The organism is Caballeronia sp. dw_19, from assembly GCF_018449515.1.
Classification (GTDB): domain Bacteria; phylum Pseudomonadota; class Gammaproteobacteria; order Burkholderiales; family Burkholderiaceae; genus Caballeronia.
This window is the reverse complement of record NZ_JAAVUQ010000040.1, coordinates 1-18,394: the sequence shown is the minus strand read 5'-3', so window position 1 is coordinate 18,394 and position 18,394 is coordinate 1. Positions and strand designations below refer to the sequence as shown.

Annotated in this window: 16 protein-coding genes and 1 pseudogene; 11 read left to right on the top strand and 6 right to left on the bottom strand. The window is 59.7% G+C overall.

Annotation, left to right across the window (positions count from 1 at the left end):
• Positions 1-11 precede the first annotated feature (11 nt).
• Positions 12-515, top strand: a complete 504-nt coding sequence (locus tag HB376_RS33590) for a methylated-DNA--[protein]-cysteine S-methyltransferase (protein WP_213767967.1) — start codon at positions 12-14, stop codon at positions 513-515.
• A 123-nt stretch (positions 516-638) separates the two neighbouring features.
• Here HB376_RS33590 and HB376_RS33585 read toward each other — a convergent pair whose 3' ends face one another.
• The 3 genes and pseudogenes from HB376_RS33585 to HB376_RS33575 form a co-directional block, all read right to left on the bottom strand.
• Positions 639-1,172: an OmpA family protein gene (locus HB376_RS33585; protein WP_346730630.1), complete on the bottom strand. Its 534-nt coding sequence runs from the start codon at positions 1,170-1,172 to the stop codon at positions 639-641.
• A gap of 563 nt (positions 1,173-1,735) precedes the next feature.
• On the bottom strand, positions 1,736-2,437 hold the full coding sequence (locus HB376_RS33580; protein ID WP_255631707.1) for a DUF2968 domain-containing protein: 702 nt from the start codon (positions 2,435-2,437) through the stop codon (positions 1,736-1,738).
• Positions 2,438-3,141: 704 nt separating this feature from the next.
• Positions 3,142-3,381, bottom strand: a pseudogene (locus HB376_RS33575) (LrgB family protein); the annotation flags it as partial.
• 250 nt (positions 3,382-3,631) lie between these two features.
• Here HB376_RS33575 and HB376_RS33570 point away from each other — a divergent pair.
• The 3 genes from HB376_RS33570 (at position 3,632) to HB376_RS33560 (ending at position 5,848) form a co-directional block, all read left to right on the top strand.
• Positions 3,632-5,131, top strand: coding sequence for an ATPase domain-containing protein (locus HB376_RS33570; protein WP_213767965.1), 1,500 nt, complete (start codon positions 3,632-3,634; stop codon positions 5,129-5,131).
• Complete coding sequence (locus HB376_RS33565; RefSeq protein WP_213767964.1) at positions 5,128-5,484, top strand: response regulator; 357 nt, start codon at positions 5,128-5,130, stop codon at positions 5,482-5,484. Before HB376_RS33570 ends, HB376_RS33565 begins: the two co-directional genes overlap by 4 nt.
• A 109-nt stretch (positions 5,485-5,593) precedes the next feature.
• The gene (locus tag HB376_RS33560; protein WP_213767963.1) at positions 5,594-5,848 is read left to right on the top strand and encodes a CsbD family protein; all 255 of its coding nucleotides are present in this window, start codon (positions 5,594-5,596) and stop codon (positions 5,846-5,848) included.
• Between the two features lie 116 nt (positions 5,849-5,964).
• Here HB376_RS33560 and HB376_RS33555 read toward each other — a convergent pair whose 3' ends face one another.
• Both HB376_RS33555 and HB376_RS33550 read right to left on the bottom strand, forming a co-directional pair.
• Positions 5,965-6,285: a hypothetical protein gene (locus HB376_RS33555; protein ID WP_213767962.1), complete on the bottom strand. Its 321-nt coding sequence runs from the start codon at positions 6,283-6,285 to the stop codon at positions 5,965-5,967.
• A gap of 112 nt (positions 6,286-6,397) precedes the next feature.
• Positions 6,398-7,897, bottom strand: coding sequence for an AarF/UbiB family protein (locus HB376_RS33550; protein WP_213767961.1), 1,500 nt, complete (start codon positions 7,895-7,897; stop codon positions 6,398-6,400).
• Between the two features lie 1,148 nt (positions 7,898-9,045).
• Here HB376_RS33550 and HB376_RS33545 point away from each other — a divergent pair.
• Both HB376_RS33545 and HB376_RS33540 read left to right on the top strand, forming a co-directional pair.
• A complete protein-coding gene (locus tag HB376_RS33545) occupies positions 9,046-9,636 on the top strand; it encodes a hypothetical protein (RefSeq protein WP_213767960.1) in 591 nt (196 codons plus the stop codon).
• A gap of 307 nt (positions 9,637-9,943) precedes the next feature.
• Positions 9,944-10,309 (top strand): hypothetical protein, encoded by a 366-nt coding sequence (locus HB376_RS33540; protein WP_213767959.1) that lies wholly within the window; start codon positions 9,944-9,946, stop codon positions 10,307-10,309.
• Positions 10,310-10,394: 85 nt separating this feature from the next.
• On the opposite strand, the gene HB376_RS33535 is transcribed toward HB376_RS33540, so the two are convergent.
• On the bottom strand, positions 10,395-10,715 hold the full coding sequence (locus tag HB376_RS33535; protein ID WP_213767958.1) for a hypothetical protein: 321 nt from the start codon (positions 10,713-10,715) through the stop codon (positions 10,395-10,397).
• 155 nt (positions 10,716-10,870) lie between these two features.
• Here HB376_RS33535 and HB376_RS33530 point away from each other — a divergent pair, with 155 nt between their 5' ends.
• From HB376_RS33530 to HB376_RS33510, 5 genes are all read left to right on the top strand, one after another.
• The gene (locus tag HB376_RS33530; RefSeq protein ID WP_213768029.1) at positions 10,871-11,707 is read left to right on the top strand and encodes an alpha/beta hydrolase; all 837 of its coding nucleotides are present in this window, start codon (positions 10,871-10,873) and stop codon (positions 11,705-11,707) included.
• A 121-nt stretch (positions 11,708-11,828) separates the two neighbouring features.
• Complete coding sequence (locus tag HB376_RS33525) at positions 11,829-13,079, top strand: divalent metal cation transporter (protein WP_213767957.1); 1,251 nt, start codon at positions 11,829-11,831, stop codon at positions 13,077-13,079.
• 391 nt (positions 13,080-13,470) lie between these two features.
• The gene (locus HB376_RS33520; RefSeq protein WP_213767956.1) at positions 13,471-14,442 is read left to right on the top strand and encodes a ferritin-like domain-containing protein; all 972 of its coding nucleotides are present in this window, start codon (positions 13,471-13,473) and stop codon (positions 14,440-14,442) included.
• A 740-nt stretch (positions 14,443-15,182) separates the two neighbouring features.
• Positions 15,183-16,934 (top strand): ABC transporter permease subunit, encoded by a 1,752-nt coding sequence (locus HB376_RS33515; protein WP_213767955.1) that lies wholly within the window; start codon positions 15,183-15,185, stop codon positions 16,932-16,934.
• Positions 16,935-16,945: 11 nt separating this feature from the next.
• Positions 16,946-18,289 carry a nitrate/sulfonate/bicarbonate ABC transporter ATP-binding protein gene (locus tag HB376_RS33510; RefSeq protein ID WP_213767954.1) on the top strand — a complete coding sequence of 448 codons (1,344 nt, stop codon included), beginning with the start codon at positions 16,946-16,948 and terminating at the stop codon, positions 18,287-18,289.
• The last annotated feature ends 105 nt before the right edge of the window (positions 18,290-18,394 follow it).

Below are 18,394 nucleotides of genomic sequence, written 5' to 3'. Positions count from 1 at the left end.
GGAGACGTATCTTGAGCGAATGCCACATTGCACCGAGTCCGCTGGGCCACCTCGCGTATCGCGCGGAGGACGACTACCTGACGGGATTGTTCTTCGTCGGCCAGAAGCACTTCCCCGCCGGTCTCATCGATACGGGAACGCCGAAGTCACGCGCGATCATGGCGGCGAAGGAACAGGTCGCCGAGTACTTCGCCGGTGAGCGCACGGTGTTTTCCGTACCGTTGCGGCTCAATGGCACCGAGTTCCAGCAGCGTGTATGGGCGGCATTGCAAGAGATCCCGTTCGGCACCTCCTGGACCTATGGAGATCTTGCGCGCCGGATGGGCGTGGCCGCGGGGGCGTCGCGAGCCGTGGGCGGAGCGAACGGGCGCAATCCCGTGGGGATCATCGTGCCGTGTCATCGCGTGATAGGCGCCGATGGAGAGCTGACCGGCTACGCGGGCGGCGTCGAGCGCAAGCAACATCTGCTGACCCTTGAAGGCGGCCCGGGACGCGCGCAACTCACCTTGTTCTGAAACGCAACCGATAGATCGAATATGGGCATCAAAAAAACCCCCGCAGGCGCAACGCGCCTGCGGGGGTTTTACGCTTCTGGACGCCTGGAAACAGCGTCCGGGGCGTTGAAACAGCTACACCGATTATTGCTGCGTGCTGACGCGAATTTCGACGCGGCGATTCTTTGCACGGCCAGCGACGGTCGAGTTCGATGCGACCGGATTCGCCGCGCCAAACCCTTGCGCCGTGTAGTTTTGCGAACGCAGGCCATGGCTCTTCAAATACTGCATCACCGATTCCGCACGGCGTTGCGACAACTGACGGTTATGCGTTGCCGAACCCGTCGAATCCGTGTAGCCCGCCACTGCGACCTGGCGCAACGTCACGCCCTGGGCAGCAGACACGAACTCGTCGAGCGTGTTGCTCGCCTTCTCCGTCAGCGTGGCGCTGTCGGTAGCGAAATTCGCGTCGCCGCTCAAATCGATCTGGCGGGGCATTTCCGGCGCGGCCTGCGGCACCGGAGCCGGTGCGACTTCCGGCTGCGCGGGCGCGCCGCACTGGAACGTCAGGATACGCGGATCGGCCGCGTCTTCAGACGGGGCGGCACGCAGGCGTTCCATGGTTTCGAGCTTGTACGCGGGCTTGTCGCCGCAAATTTCTGCGCCTGCTTCACGCATGCTGCCACGCCTTCGAACAACCCATGACATTCAACGCGATAAACCTGCGCGCCATTGGCCGTCTGGATCTCGTTGGCGTTGAAAGTCGGGCCCGAAGCAGTAGAGCAGCCAGCGAGCGCGCCGATTGACAACAGACCTGCAGCGATTAGTTTATTGGACATCTTGTTTACCATTCTTAAATTGACGTGTGACTGAAATATCGAGACAAATGCGTACTGGATGGGCCATCAGACAGTTACCCGATTTTCACAGCCACCTTATTCGCCTCAAGCCTTCGACCTGGATCTTGAAAATGATCTGGAATCCGAAATCGCGCGGCATGTTAGCACGCAGAAACTAGCATTCCTAACTGGATAATTCCTAATTAATGAAACACTTTCGAGCGATTTCGGAAACAACCCATAAACGTGAACAATCAGAAAACTTTTGACGCGTCATTACTGCGCGGGGAATGAAAAGCGGCCGCGAATGCGGCCGCTTTTTCACAGTTTGAAATGCGCTGCGAGCAATCGAAGCGCAGGCGTAAAAGGCAAGATAAGGAAGCCTGATCCGTCAGGCGCGCTTCACTTTGGCAACGGCATCAGGTCGACATCCGACTGGCGTTGAAGATCCTGAACCTTGGTTTGCAATGCACGCAATTGCGCTTGCGCGGCATCCTGTTGCGCGCGCAGCGAACGGATCGCTTCCTGTTGCTCCGCCTGCCGATCGGCGACCTGGCTTTGCTGCGCCCGGGCGACATCAAGGTCCGCCTGCAGACGATTCGCGCGCCCTTGTTGAACCGCGATCAGCCGGTCAGCAAAGTTCTTTTCGGCTTCGAGCTTGGTCCGGCGGATCTCGGTATCGGCGAGCGCCGCGCTGTTCTTGGCAAAGTCCGCATATATTGTTTCCGCACGCGAATCCACTTGAGTCTTGACCACGCGCCAGAATTTCTTTTGCTGAAACAATGCAATATAAAACGTCATTTCATCGGGGTAAAACAGCATGCTCGCGCCATAGCTGCCGTTATACGTGGTGCGCAATTCCGTCACCTTTCCGTCGCGAATCATTTGCTGCAGTTCCGCGATGTTGCCATTCACTGTTGCCTGCGGTTCGTCGGCCGCGCCGTTGGTCAGAAGACTGCGGCGCGCGCTTGAGTCCCCGAGTGCATCGGCCGCCGGGGCACTGCCTTGCATGGGCGCTGTGGGCCCGGCAGCACACGCTGCGCCGCACAGGACGAACCATGCCAAGACCAGTGCCCCGCCTCTCGTTGTAGTGTTGGAGTTCATGGAATTTCCGGGTTGAACGCAATTAAGAATGCGAAAGCACCGGAATTATGGCAGATAGAAAAGCTAAAGCGGAAAATGCATGAAGAGGCTTTTTAAAGTCTCATCATCGCCTGAAAACACTTACCGGTTTGAAACGATTCATGAAGCGATTCATGTAACGGGGCATTGCATAAGCATTGCGGAATTCCTGCCGTGTTTTATATATCGTGACGCAGGCGCGCGTGCTCCTGACCGGCCGTTCGAGCGTGCTGGTCGCCGGCTGAACTGATGGGCGAGAAGATGCGCGCATCGACCGGGTGTGTCGGCACTGCGGAAAAGATTCCTCGATCCGCTTTGAAAGCGAACGGCGCGCCCGAGTAGATGCGTGGATCGACGGACCTTGCCGCCATGCTCGGCGAGACCTGGAACAAAACACCCAACGCAACCAGGCTGGCAGTCGTGAAAACTGAACGGAATGAATGTGAATGAAATGAACAGACATGCAAGGACATGAGAAAGACTCGCGCAAAAAATGCCTGCGCGCGAACAACCGCTGAACCGCGTACTCGTGACAGGCGTGAGACAGGAGAGGAATTCGCGTGTGCTGATAACAGCGCTCGCGACCAGCCAAGATGAGACCATCTCCGTGCCGTCCGAACCATGAGCAAGTTCCGAATTTCTCCTATACGGCCTTGATCGTTTCAATTCTCCGCAGGTCAGTTGATTCAGCGCAAAACCATCGGCAACAAGACCGGCATCACGAATGCCGTGAACAATCCGTTCAAGCCCATGCCGAGGCCGGCGAATGCGCCCGTTTCGTCGCTGATCTGGAAAACGCGCGCTGTCCCTATGCCATGCGATGCCACGCCAGGCGCAAACCCTCGCACATCGGGCTCTTCGATACGTAAAACGTCGAGGCTCGTGCGTGCCGATAGCACCCCGAACACGCCAGTGCAAATCACCAGCCGGTGGCGCGACACAACTCGACAAACGCGACCGGGCGCGAAAAGTGCGCGCAATCAGGCTGATGCGGCAGGGCTGATGCCGCGCGGGCTCGGATCAAGCTCTCAACTCCCGATTCCGGTCGATTTAATCCGGTCGATTCAATCGACGCCTCCATGAAAATTTACAAAATCCGACATCGCCCGCCATCTCGGCGATAATCCGTTTCTACGCGACATACGAACGAGCCGAGCGACGGCACACGAGATCTCCATGACCGACCAAGCCACTCCATCCAGCCCAACCGATTCCGACCGGAACACCGTGACAACCGGCGTGCCCGGCCTTGACGACATACTCGGCGGCGGCCTGATCAAGGGCGGGTTGTATCTGATCGAAGGCATGGCAGGAGCGGGCAAGACCATCTTGTCCACGCAGATCGGTTTTCATCGCGTGGCCGAGGGTGACCCGGTGCTGTACATCACGCTGATCGCGGAGTCGCATTCGAAGCTGCTGTCGCATCTGAAAGGGCTGTCGTTCTACGACGCCGACGCTATCTCGGACAAAATGCTGTTCGTGTCCGGCTACCACGAACTGATGCGCGACGGCCTGAACGGTTTCCTCGCGTTGATCGCGTCGACCATCAAGACAAGCCGCCCACGTTTCATGGTGATCGACGGTTTTCGCAGCGCCCGCGAATTCAGTTCCACCGAGCTGGAGTTGTCGCAGTTCATCCACGAATTGAGCGCGTTCGTGACGGCCGCGGGCTGCACCACGCTGATCCTCGCGCCGCTGTCGGGCAACGAGCCGCATCCGGAACATACGCTCGTGGACGGCCTGGTCGAACTCAACCGTTTCGCCACCGGCATGCGGCGCGCGCGCGAAGTGGAAGTGCATAAATTGCGCGGCCGCGATCATCTGCTGGGACGCCACTTCTTCAAGATCACCGCCGACGGCCTCGTCACGTTCCCACGCCTGGAAGCACGCGCGAAGCTGCTTGAAGGAGCGCCGGACCTGAAGTCGAAGCTGGCGTTCGGCTTCCCCGACTTCGACGCCATGCTCGGCGGCGGCGTGGTGAACGGCTCGACTACGACGCTGATCGGGCCATCGGGGATCGGCAAGACGCTGCTGTCGCTGAAATTTCTGGAAGCCGGCGTAGCTAACGGCGAGCGCTGCGTGTATTTCGGCTTTTACGAGTCGCCGGAGCGGCTGGTCGCCAAGGCGGAATCCGTGTCCATCCATCTTGCCGATGCAGTCGCCGACGGCCGCCTGATCGTCGAATGGCGGCCGTCGGTGGAACTCGCCATCGACGAACTGGCGGCCGAGCTGATTGCGGTGGTGAAGCGTGCGGGCGCGTCGCGGCTGGTGGTGGACGGGATTGAGGGATTCCACGATTCGGCGAACCGCATGGAGCGTTTCGGGCTGTTCCTGAACGCATTGACGCACCGGCTGCGCCAGGAAAGCATCACGACGCTGCTCACCGAGGAGCTGCCGCTTTATGCCGATATGGCGCATGGGGGCTCGATCCGCGCGTCGGCGATGACGGAGAACATCGTGTTGATGCGATATGTGGAGACAACCACCTCGCTGTACCGGATCATCTCTGTTATCAAGCAGCGCGAAAGTGCCCACGATTCGTCCATTCGCCGCTTCGTCATCGATGAAAATGGCTTGCGTCTCACGGATGGTTTCATCGGCAAAACCACGTTGTTATCGGCGCGCGGCACGATCCCGTTCACGCCATCCGACCCGGACTCCGGCACGCGGACATGAAAAAGATCCTCGTCGTAGACGATGAATTTGACCTGCTGACCACTTGGCGGCTTGTGCTTCAGATGGAAGGATACGAGGTCAGTACGGCGTCAAACGGCTTGTTGGCGCTCGAGTCCGCGCGTGCCAATCCTCCCGACCTGATCATCACGGACTGGATGATGCCGACCATGGACGGCGTCGCGTTATGTCACGCACTCGCCGCCGACGATACCCTCGCGCAGATTCCCGTCGTGCTATCCAGCGCCGCCGCGCGCACGCCGGCGGTCACGCACCCGCACCTCGAATTCCATCGGAAGCCGCTTTCCATCGATGAACTCGTCGACATCGTCGCGCGGCTGATCGGCACGGCCTGAGGGCAATCCGCGTAGGAAGGTATGACGCCTGGGCACGATCCCTGCTCAATCAAAACGCTCCGGTTAGCCGGATTCTTCATAAACCGCTTCAACTAGAACGGGAGGCACCATGGTGCAGGATCAGGTAGAAGGCGCGGCGCAAACCGTCGTGGGCAAGGTGCAGGATGCGGTCGGCGGTTTGACCGGCGACACCGCGACGCAGGCTGAAGGCAAAGCGCGCCAGGTGCTCGGCAAGATTCAGCTTAACTACGGCGAAACCATCGACCAAGTCCGTGAGGCGGTCATCGCGAAGCCGATCAATGGCGTGCTGGTAGCAGGTGCAATCGGATTCGTGCTCGGCGCGATCTGGGCACGGCAACGGTAAGTTGGGCGCCATAGGTTGGGTGAAAAACGGCTGGCCGTGCTGAAAAGTGCGGCCGGTTTTTTTGTGTCCTGACCGGCTCATTTTCAGACCAGCTCCAGGGATCGGGCGCGGTTCCGCTATTTCGGCGACTTGTCGTCCTTGTCATTGGTTGCGGGCATGGGATCGACCGGCGCCTGTTTCGAAACCCCTTCCGGCTCTGAACTGTGCGATCCGAACCCACCGCTGCCACTCGCTTCGGGTGTGTTGCCGCTGCCGAGCGGGACTTCGGCAGTCTGCTTTGGGTCCTGCGTGAGATTGCGGCCGTCAGGCTCGCCGGGCTCTGCTTTCGCGCTCGATGGCCTCGTTGCCTGGTGTGTGTCACCACCAGTGCCGGAGTCCTCAAGCGGTTTGCTGTTATCGAGGTCGCGTTGCGTAGTGGCCGGTTGTGTCGTGGTCATTGTGTGCTCCTGTCCTGATGGTTTGAGGTCCCATCAGTCGAGCAACAGACGTTCCTTGTAATGCTTCTCTAGATTTTTACCCGCTCCGAGCGACCGGAATATCAAAGCACAGCTACCGCGCGGAACGCGAATCCGCATTGCGGCGGTTTTGTCGCGTCACCCAATCCGCCAGCAGATTCGGCACGCGCGGCAACGCGTGCGGCCAGTGCACGGCTTCCTTCGCCAGTTGCGCGACGAGGCCATGCGAACTGAACTGATCCAGCGCCAGACGCATGATCACTTTGCGCGCGATCGGCCACACGTCGATATCCGGAGCAATCCGCCGCGCCATTTCCTCGATGCTCTGCGCCGAGCGCGCAAGCAACGCCGCCCGGGACGCGATGCCCGTATGGGCGTCGCCAAAGGCGTGTTCCAGCGGTCCTTTGCCCAGTGCGGTAAAAAGATCGGCGGCTGTCCGATGCCGATGGGCATCGCCGGCAAAACGCTCCGCCTCCCGCCGATACGTCGCTTCCACACGCACCGCATGCTGCGTCTCGTGTTCGTCGGGCCGGCCATGCCGCATGTGTTCACGCGCAGCCGCCTTGTGATCGCCGTGCAACAACGCGTTCGACCCGGCAACGAGGAAACTGCGCTCGTGCGCGGCGAAAAACGTGAGGGGCGAATCTCCGTCAAGCACGAGCGCCCCAAAGGTTTCCGGTTCGATGCTGACCGCGGCACCCGCCGCTTCCAGACCGGCATGGAACACGCCCTCGCTGAGCGCCGTCTCGAAAAAAACCTCGATCCACGTGGCAATCAATTGGGCCGGGTCCAGGCCGTGGGCGCGCAGCGCATCGGCGTCCGAAAGCGGCACGCTGCGCACGGCGCGCGTGACGAGCGCCGTGTCGCTGCAAAAATCCCAGAGTACTTCGGGCACGACGACGCGCGAGTCGTTGTTCACCTCACGCAACCGGTAGCGGAGAAAGCTTTGATCGGCGGCGCGCTGGCGCAAATCGAGCATCCCGGTCACCGACTCCGTCAGGCGTGCGATCAGCGCGCCCACGTTCTGCTCCCGAACCTCACGTGAAAAACGCCCGGCCAAACGCGCCGCCGAGTTCGCCACATCCAGGTCTTGCACCAGTTCGGCGCGTGTATCGATACGGATCAACGTGACGCGGACAGCTACCGGCGGTGCGCTCGCGTTGATGCGAGGAGGCGCATCCAGCATGATCAGCGCACGATGCGTCTGCTGCGCTATTCCACAGCGTTCAGGCTTGGCGTCCACATCGATCAACGCGGCAGCCCGTCCGGGCGGCAACGCAGACTCCAGGGCCCGGCGCAGCGGCGCGTCTTTCAGCGGCGCCTTGAGGGTATCCAGTTCGGCGAGCGCGACGCGCACCGCCGTCTCGGCCAACCCCGGATGTTGCGCCAGCAGGCCCGACGCCATGGTCAGCACACCGGAGAGGTTCTGCAGCACCGGCACCCGCTGGACCAGACTGGTGGCGCCACGGCTACGCACGCCGGCGGCGAACGAGCGCAAGACGCGATGGATAGGGGCATCGGCGGCGGACTTTGCGCGGCTTTCCCGCACGAACAGCGTCGCGAGGCGCCAGATTGCACGCACGCGCTGCGTCATGGGTTCACCCGGCACATGCTCGAATAGCTGATTTTTCGCTCCTTGGGTGAGGTGGATAGAGTGGAAGGCAGGGGTGCCCGCGTAAGTAAAACCTCAAGAGAACAATCCTTGCGTAATTCACGTTGGTCGCGCAAGCGTTTGAAGATTTCTCATGGATAACACTCAGGCTACCGGCGGCTTGAACAACATCACACAAGATAGAACAGAACAGGCTGGCGCGTCGAACGCAGGCTGGGCGATCTGCTGCATTCATCGGCGAGCTGCTTGCAAGCCAGCACGGTCCAAAGCTAACTCTCCAGCATGCGGCTCAAGCGGCCATTCATCACGGACAACGCTAAACAGAACACATTGATTATCTAAACGTTTTAAACACGGCTTCCTGGCACATTATCAATTCACGGCACTGTTTCAAATTTCGATATTTAATCAGCAGTTTTTCACACGGGCCTCATCACACCCGAGGACGACCCCATTCCATGGATTGCGCCGCGTTTCACAATATGTGCACTAATATGCCGATCGGGCTTAAATCACGACATATACAGCCGCGCGTTAAAATCCGTGAAGACCGCTTCGTGCGGCCTTTTTCAACCGCGAATGCATATCCCCGCCGGCGTAGCAGCCGCCACTCGACCCATGGCGATTCCTGCACCATTTCTCGAGATGCGTCAAAATGCGACGGCGTGGGATAACCGGTTTGATTCTTCTGGTCATTAGGCGAAATACCTGCGAAAACATGCAAACGTTTTAATTGTTTCCATTTTGAAGAACCTTCATGGCATCTGTGAATAATTTACGCACTTTCAAAATCCAGATATCGGTTTCTTTTCTCGAACCCGGCTTGAGGATTATCAAATAGAGTATCCGACCGTGAGCGCAGGCAGTTTAAAAACTGCAACGCATAAAAAATCTATTTCGACGCAGTAAACGTTACTGCCAATCGGACCGGAAATTTTCTCGTTTCGATGGAAGCTACAGGCTCCCGAATAAGCAAAATTGACCGAAATTATCGGATCGTCCGAAATGGTATCTATTCAGACGCATTGTTTCCTTCTCCTGCCTGCCTCTGCGCGATAGCGTCGAACCTAGCAACGGTTCTCGATAAATCTCACTGTCGTGATTGGCACGTTGCATGCTTACTTGGACGCATGAAACAGTTTTTTGTCATTTTTTGTCCACTTTTGATTATCACTATGCTAACTACTCCAGTGATCGAAACACACCTTAATGCCTTCCATGAGGTCATTGCGGAATGCACCGACCTCAAAAGCCGTGTTGAGACGGAGCGAGTGGCGGTATCGGCAATTACAGCCGCGATTGTCAATGCAAGTGAAACCCTCGCCAGGCGAGGTTACATGACGCCGCAAAAGGTGGAAGGACTAACCCTCTCGATAGAAGAGAACGCGCTCGACCTGAAAGCGGCGCTCGATGAAGTCGATGCCTCCCTTCTCACGGCCATCGGTCCCGTCGAGAAATTCGCCGCCGTGACCGAACGTATGAGGACGGCCCAGAGGGTAGCGCTTCCGGTCCACGTCACGACGGCAGCGGGTCAATCAGAAGGCGTGGAGACACTGATGTTCGATTCAATGGCGGCCCGGCATTCCGCCTTGTGCGAGCATTTATTGGAAAGCGTGCGGGAACTGGCCAACAAAGCCACGTACCGGCTCGACGACCTGCGGGAAAAGATCGACCGGCTGCAGTCGTCCTATGGAGAAATGACTGCGGCGATGGCATCCTGAAGCGCCGCCCGGCGTTGCTTGCGGACGTTACATCGGCAAGAACAGGCGTATGACCGGGGAGTGGAGGCCGGACCCTCCATGCGCCGACGAAGGCGCCCCGCTCAAGCGCCTTTCCCGGCACCGCCACGCAAAAGCCGGCTGAGATGGCTCGGCGCCCCCTCGGCCGGGAGCAAGCTCGCTGCCGCGCCTGTTCGCCGGCGAACGCCCGGCGGAAATGGAGGATTCCGCATTGCACCGTAGCGTGCTATCGTTTTCATGCCGGAATCAGAACGTCCGGCACACGTCAATCATCTTCGTGAGCTCCGCCATGAACGATGTACGCCACAATCTCAGCCCGACCGACCGCGTGGAATTGCTCTGCTGGCTTACCTGCGGAAGCCTCGGCGCTTATTATCTGAACGGCTCCTGGCCCACTGCGGCTTTTCACGTACAAGCGGCTCACAAGTGGCTGGACAGGCATAAGCGCCAGGCTGAATGGCTCGCCATCGCGAAGCTGTCAGCCATTGCAGCCGATCTCGCCCAGCGCCACTCGGAACTCGTGGATGCCGACTGGGCCCGCGATGCCGTGGAAGAGATTCTGGACAGCGACGACCTCAATTATCAATCGGAGCTGGTGTTGCGCGTCCTCGATGAATGCAAGCGCGCGCTCGCCGACAGACGGCCAGCCGACTGACCCGGAAAAATCCAAGGGCCTTCGTTGATCGAGAATCATCGATTTGACGAAAGCCCCTTCCTTGAAGCGCTTTGCTGCGCCGGCTTCAATGCGCGAGCTTTATTGCATCGGCTTCAGGCCTCGTGCGCATGCCGATCCGGATTGCCGTCGACGAATCTCCCGATCCGACATATAGCCCGTTGGAAAATACGGGTGCCGGGGCACCGCCGAGAGACACAGCCGCCGCGCCGCCCGATACCGCCGCCAAGATCTTCGCTGCCTGACCACCCCAGCGATTCGACTGGATCGAGCCGTCGTTCGCCACGAAGGTCCCGTGCCCATTCAAATTGCTGAAGTACGTGATACCAGCGTCGATAATGCCGACCAGCGTAACGCTGCTCTGCGCGTAAGCGCAGGGGACCGACATCGCCGATACGGCCAGTACTGCGGCGCTGCGACATCCTGGTCGCTGAAGACCTGCCGAAAACCGCGACTGATAAAATCCAGAGATTTAAATCACGCGAGCCGGCCCTTGATGCCTGAATGTCCCTCTCCGCCCTCTCCATTGCCCGGCTGCGAGTCATGGACCGATTAGACCAGCACATCCCTGCAATCGGCCTGGCCGATCTGCCCGCAACGGGCGATCGGGAATCGCTTCGTCTCGAGTATCAATGGTTGAATGCCGGCCAGCCCGATGCTCCTGTCGCCGTCTTCTTGCACGAAGGGCTCGGCTCCATTTCCATGTGGAAGGACTGGCCGCAGAAGCTATGCGAACAACTGGGGTTGCGTGGCCTCGTCTATTCGCGACCGGGTTATGGCGGCTCGACCCCACGCGCACCGGACGTTAAATGGCCGGTCGATTTCATGCAACGGCAGGCTCATGACGTCCTGCCCGCATTGCTCGACGTCCTCGGCATAGACAGCGCCGAACGCACCCGGATGTGGGTCATCGGCCATAGCGACGGCGGTTCTATCGCGTTGCTTTATGCGGCGGCTTTCCCTGACGCGCTGGGTGGCGTGATTGCGATTGCGCCGCATGTATTCGTTGAAGATGTGTCGGTCAAGGCGATCTCGGAGGCAACCGCCCTGTACACGCAAGGCGATTTGCGCGCCAGGCTGTCGCGTTATCACGCCGATGTCGATTCAGCTTTCTACGGATGGAACGATATCTGGCTGAATCCCGAATTCAGGCACTGGAACATCACGGACCGGCTGTCTTCCATCCGGTGCCCTCTGCTCGCCGTACAAGGACACGACGACGAGTACGCAACCATGGCGCAGATCGACGCCATCGGGTCGCATGTGCCGCAGGCACAGCTCGCCAAGCTCCCGGCTTGCGGACATTCTCCACACCGTCAGTGCCCCGCCATGCTCGATGCCGCGATCGCGGCCTTCGTCAAAAGTATCAGGAGTAGCTGAAGCTCCGGCACGAACCAGGACCGCCGAAGAACACGTGAAGGACACGATGTGCCGGCTTGGGAAAACCGAAATCTCGATACAATCGGTCACCCTCTACACGCTTCGTTTCCTTTCAAAACGCATGACTGGTTCCTCGCTGCTCAAACCGAAGGTTTCACCCAGTCTGCGTTGGCTCACCCTGTGGGGACCCGGCCTGCTCGTCATGCTCGCCGACTGCGACGCCGGTAATGTGGTGACAGCGGCGCAGAGCGGCGCGCAATGGGGCCCTCAGCTACTACTGGTCTTGCTGGCACTCATCCCCCTGCTTTACATGGTCCAGGAACTCACCGTGCGGCTGGGTATCTTTACCGGGATGGGTCATGGAGAGCTGGTTCGCGCGAACTTCGGTCCTGGTTGGGCATGGGTCTCGGCCGTCGGGTTAGGCATCGCCGTGCTCGGCTCGCTGGTGACCGAGTTCACCGGGGTCGCCGGCATAGGAGAGATGGTCGGCGTCTCGCGGTCCGTCACGTTGCCGCTCGCCGCCGCGTTCCTGGTGGGCATTGTGTTCACCGGCTCGCATAAACGCGTGGACAAGTTCGCCATCGTCATTGGCGCTTTCGAACTGTCCTTCTTTGCGGTCGCCTGGCACGCCCACCCGGACATCCCCGGCATGTTTCGCCAGATGACCCAGCTTCCGCTCTCCGATCATCATTACGGTTATCTCGCGGCTGCATTGATTGGCGCGACCTTCAATCCCTGGATGATCTTCTATCAGCAGGCCGCCGTGGCCGATAAAAAGCTGGGCGCCCGGGACTATTCCGCGGCCCGAATCGAAACTGCAGCCGGTGCGGTTCTCACGCAGTTGCTCACAGCAGCGGTACTGGTCGCGGTCGCGGCAACGCTGTCGAGAGACGGTCAGCGACACGCTTTTCAAAGCGTGGGAGAAATCAGCGATGTCCTCGCGACAGCAGTGGGACCGCACGTCGGACGTTTTCTGTTTGGCGCGGGTGTCCTCGGGGCATCGATGGTGGCGGCCATTGTCTGCTCGCTGTCGCTCGCGTGGGGGCTGGGCGAGGTGGCGGGATACAAGCGCTCACTTGAAGACCGGCCCGGGAGTGCGCCCTGGTTCTATGGGGTCTATGTGGCCTCGGTCGTTGGCAGCGCGACCGTCGTGTGGCTTGCGCCCAACCTCATTTCGCTGAACGTGGCCGCCCAGGTGGTCAACGCGCTGATGTTGCCGCTGGTAGTGGGTTTGCTGATCGCGCTCAGCGTGACCGCGCTGCCACCTCAGCACCGGCCTCGCGGCGTTTACCTATGGCTTGTATGCGGCATTGCCACGCTGGTGTCCGCGGCCGGCGTACTCGGGGCTGGCCTGAGCTTTTTCTCGCGATAAGCATCCGCGTCAATCCCGTACTGCTTGCAACGCCACATACCTCTGTGGCATGGACGTCGGTATTGAATGCCAGATCACGTCTTTGCATTCCGTCAAAACGACCATCTGAAAAAATTCACCGTCGTTCATCGGGTAATCACTCGAAATATTTTTGATCGCGCACGCATCCGTCTCGCGGTCAGCGTGCGTATCCACCCGTACGTGACATGAGAGGCGCCGGACCAGCTCTGCTGCTCCGCGTCGTGCTTCGTCACGCGTTCGTGATTCACGTTTGACACAGGCAGCTCGCCTGGCGCCTCGTCGTCTGCTGTCCGCTGCTCTTTCCGTCTCGGGCTTTCATCGGACGCAGTCGCCGTATTGGTTAGTTCACAGAACGGTTCAAGGAGATATCATGTCAGAAGATTCAAAGGTCATGGATGTGCTCGTGCAGCGCGCCGACAAGCTGGCAAGACGCAGACAGTTCTTTAGAAGCGCAGGGGGCGTCGGGCTTGGACTTATCGGCGGTACGATCCTTGGCGCATGTGGCGGCGGCTCCTCGGGTGCATCGGCGCAAAGTAGCGGCCCGACCGATCCGGAAATACTCAACTTCGCACTGAACCTCGAATATCTCGAAGCAACCTTCTATGCGTACGCGACTACCGGCGCGGGCCTGCCAGCGAGCCTGGTGAGCGGTGCGGGCACGCCTGGAACGGTCATCCCGGGCCATGCAGTGACCTTCTCCGACCCGGTGGTCCAGGCGTATGCAAACGAGATCGCCAAAGACGAACTCGAACATGTCACGTTCCTGCGCACGGCGCTCGGTGCGTCGGCGGTTGCCATGCCGGCCCTCGACGTCGGCTATCAAAGTCCGAACGGGGCGTTCTCCAAAGCGGCGCAAGCGGCCGGGCTGGTTCCCGCGGGCACGGCCTTCGACCCTTATCTGAACGACGAGACCTTCCTGCTCGCCGCCTTCATTTTTGAAGACGTCGGCGTGACGGCCTATAAAGGCGCCGCGCCGCTGATCACGAACAAGACCTATCTGGAAGCAGCCGCCGGCATTCTGGCAGCGGAGGCGTATCACGCCGGTCTTGTGCGCACGGTGCTTTATTCAAAAGGTATTGCTAACCCGGCGCTCGGCCTTATTGCGTCGGCTAATGCAATCTCCGCTGCACGCGACGCGCTCGACAACGTGGGCAACGATGACCAAGGCATTTCCGGAGCAATGGCAGGCAGCTCGAACATCGTGCCGCTTGATTCCAATGGCCTCGCGTTCAGCCGCAATTACCCGAATGTCCTGAACATCGTCTACCTGACGAATGCGGCGGTCACGCAGGGCGGATTCTTCCCGGCGGGTGTCAACGGCGATCTGCACATGAGCGCCTGACCGTAGGCAGGAACATCCCCGGCCTCACCGCGCTGATTTCCACCACAAGTGGTGGAAATCAGCGCGTTTTTATATGCCTTGACGATTGAAATGAAGGCTCCGGATAATGAAGCATAACTAAATTTTTTAAATCGACACGGCACGAACCAAACCATGCACTGAGTAAAACCAAGCGACCCTTGCCATCGCACTACGGCAGCGTGAACGCTGATATCACCGCCAGGCCGGCAAAACCGCATTCACTCCATTATCCAGGCATCCGTAAGGGAAACGAAATTTCCCGTTGCGCCTCAGCCTTCAAACAGCCGACAAGCACCCTCATGCACACACGCATTAAGCAGACGCTGACCCGACTCCACGCACTCCGTTGCGGCGCTCACATGCGCGTGATCCTTGACAGACGATCGTTTTAACCGCAGCCCGCCCGGCAAAAATGGACAAGTTACGCCTCCGAGGTTGTGCCTGAAACACGGTTTGTAGTAGTGTCGGGCCGTCCAGAAAGAACGGTCGAAATTACCCGGACAAATCATGTCCGGACAAGTCGCGCGCACGCTGTCGCTTAGCCGCATTCCTTAACGATCAAAGCTTACAGTTCATGTTTTTATCATGGCCTGGCCGCATGCCAATGCCTTCTTATTTACGTATGCGTATGCATTGGTGAATCAATGCATGACGGCATTCAAGGCTCGAAGCTCAAAGAGCACGTCGTCATGTTTCAAGCATCGCTGTTCGGAGAATATATGGACTTCGGATTCAACCTGAACCGCACGGCTAACGCGTCTGCCTGGCGGCTCTTGCCTAATCGATGGGACTTCGTCGCCTTCCCCCTGATCATCTGCCTGATTGCGATGGCGGCTATCGGCTTCCATCAGACCATGGCTCCTATCGCCACGCTTAAGGCCCAGGCGATCTCGCTCGCGCCATCGAACCTGCCTGAATACGCGCTGCGCACGACCTTGCGTATGCTCGCCGCCATGATCGCTTCGCTGGTCTTCACGCTTATCTACGGCACCCTCGCGGCCAAGAGCCGCCGGGCGGAAAAAGTGCTGGTTCCGATCCTGGACATCCTTCAGTCGGTTCCGGTCCTGGGCTATATCTCGTTCACGGTCACGTTCTTCATCGCGCTGTTTCCGACGCGCGTGGCGGGTGCCGAATGCGCGGCGATCTTCGCGATCTTCACGAGCCAGGCGTGGAACATGACGTTCAGTTTCTACCAGTCGTTGCGCACGACGCCGCGAGACCTGGAGGAAGTCGCTCGCAGCTTCCACCTGACCGCATGGCAACGATTCTGGAAACTGGAAGTTCCCTTCTCGATGCCAGGCCTCATCTGGAACATGATGATGTCGATGTCAGGCGGCTGGTTCTTCGTGGTTGCCTCTGAAGCAATCACGGTTGGCAACAATACGATTACGCTGCCGGGCATAGGTGCGTACCTCGCGCAGGCGATCACCGAAAAGGACATGGGCGCGGTAGGCTGGGTCATCCTCACGATGACCGTCGTGATCCTGGGCTACGACCAGCTGCTGTTTCGTCCGCTCGTTGCCTGGGCCGACAAGTTCCGCATGGAAACAACCAGTTCCGGTGTCGCCCCGGAGTCGTGGGTGCTTGGCCTGGTTCGACGCACACATCTGATTCACCGCTTGCTCGTGCCGGCCGGCTGGGTCTTCGCCACCGCCGCCCGCGTCCCGCTGCGCATGCCCTCGTTCGATCGCGCGAATTTGCGTGTGACGAAGCGCCGGGCGCCGTCGCGCTTCGGCGACATCATCTGGAGCGTCGTGGTTATCGCGGTCACGCTTTATGTGGTCTGGCGCGTGGTCAGCTACGTGCGCACCGGCGTGGATCTCGATGAAGTCGGCCACGTGCTGGTCCTCGGCCTGATCACGTTGCTACGTGTGGCGATCCTCATCGCGATATCGTCGGTGATCTGGGTCCCGCTTGGCGTGATGATTGGATTGCGTCCCGCGCTCGCCGAGAAAGTGCAGCCGCTCGCACAATTCCTGGCGGCGTTTCCGGCGAACCTGTTGTTTCCCATCTTCGTGATCGTGATTGTCCGCTTTCACCTGAACCCCGATATCTGGTTGTCGCCGCTCATCGTGCTCGGTACGCAGTGGTACATCCTGTTCAACGTGATCGCGGGCGCGACGGCTTACCCGAACGATTACCGCGAGGTGGCGGCCAACTTCCGGATTCGCGGCTGGCAATGGTGGCGCCAGGCCATGCTGCCGGGCATCTTCCCGTATTACGTGACGGGTGCGATCACCGCTTCAGGCGGTGCGTGGAACGCCAGTATCGTCGCCGAGTTCGTGCAGTGGGGCGACACCAAGGTGGCCGCGCATGGCCTCGGCGCTTACATCGCGCAGACCACCGCCGCGGGCGACTATCCGAAGATCATCCTGGGCATCGCCGTCATGTCGTTGTTCGTCACGCTTTTCAACCGCCTGCTGTGGCGCCCCATGTTCACCTTTGCCGAAGCCAGGCTTCGAGTCGATTGAGGATCCATTCCATGCCAAATTCAGACTTCAACGTGGCCTCCCCCGCTACGCCGACAAGCCCTGCTCCCCGTGCGGCCCAAGAGATCCTGAGCGTCAAGGGCGTGTCCCGGGGTTTCAAGAAAAGCCAGGGCGACCTGCTCGTGCTCGACGACGTCAATCTCTCCTTGCGCGAGGGTGAAATCGTCGGCTTGCTCGGGCGTTCGGGCTCGGGCAAGTCGACGCTATTGCGGATCATTGCGGGCTTGATCGAGCCGACCACCGGCGACGTCACTTATAAAGGCAAGCCGCTCGAAGGTCCCGCCGACGGCGTCGCGATGGTGTTCCAGACCTTCGCGCTGTTCCCGTGGCTGACAGTGCTTCAGAACGTGGAAGCGGGACTGGAGGCGCAGGGAGTGGGCGCTGCGCCTCGACGTGCGAGAGCGCTTGCCGCAATCGATCTGATCGGGCTGGACGGTTTCGAGAACGCTTATCCGCGTGAACTCTCGGGCGGGATGCGTCAGAGGGTGGGATTTGCACGCGCGTTGGTAGTGGACCCCACGTTGTTGCTGATGGATGAGCCCTTCTCCGCGCTCGACGTGTTGACGGCCGAGAACTTGCGTACCGACCTGCTTGACCTCTGGACGCAGGGCAAGATGCCGATCAAGTCGGTGCTGATCGTGACGCATAACATTGAAGAAGCGGTGTTCATGTGCGATCGGATCATGGTGTTGTCGTCGAATCCGGGCAGGGTGATCGCCGAGATCCAGGTGCCGTTCAAGCATCCTCGCAATCGGCTGGACACGGCGTTCAGATCCCTCGTCGATGAGATCTACGCCAAGATGACCGCGCGGCAATCCGGCGAGGCGACCAAGCAGACGCTTGAGTTCGGCAGCCGGTTACCGCATGTGTCGACCAACCTGCTGGCCGGCCTGATTGAAACGCTCGCGGCGGCGCCGTATAACGGGCGCGCGGACATGCCGGTGATCGCGCGTTCGCTGCACCTGGAAGTTGATGACCTGTTCCCGATCGCGGAAATGTTGCAGCACCTGGGTTTCGCCGAACTGCGCGAAGGGGATATTTATCTGACGCCTTCGGCTCATGTGTTCGCCGACCTGGGCACTCATGAACGCAAGATGATGTTCGCCGAGCATTTGTTGAAGCACGTGCCGCTGGCCGCGCGCATCAAGAAGGTGTTGAACGAGCGACCGGGACATCGGGCTCCGCGGGTGCGCTTTGAACAGGAGCTGGAGGATTTCCTGACCGATGGCGCCGCGGAAGATACGCTGGATTCGGTGATCAATTGGGGGCGTTATGGCGAGGTGTTTTCGTACAACGACCAGACCGAGCTGTTCAGCCTGGAAGACGTGGAGACGTGATTGGGGGGCAGGGGGGGCGCTCGCGCCGGTGGACGGGGTTTGGGGGGCTGGTGCGGGGGGGCTTGGTTGTCAGGGTTTGTGGTCAGGGGTTAGTGCTTTCGGCGT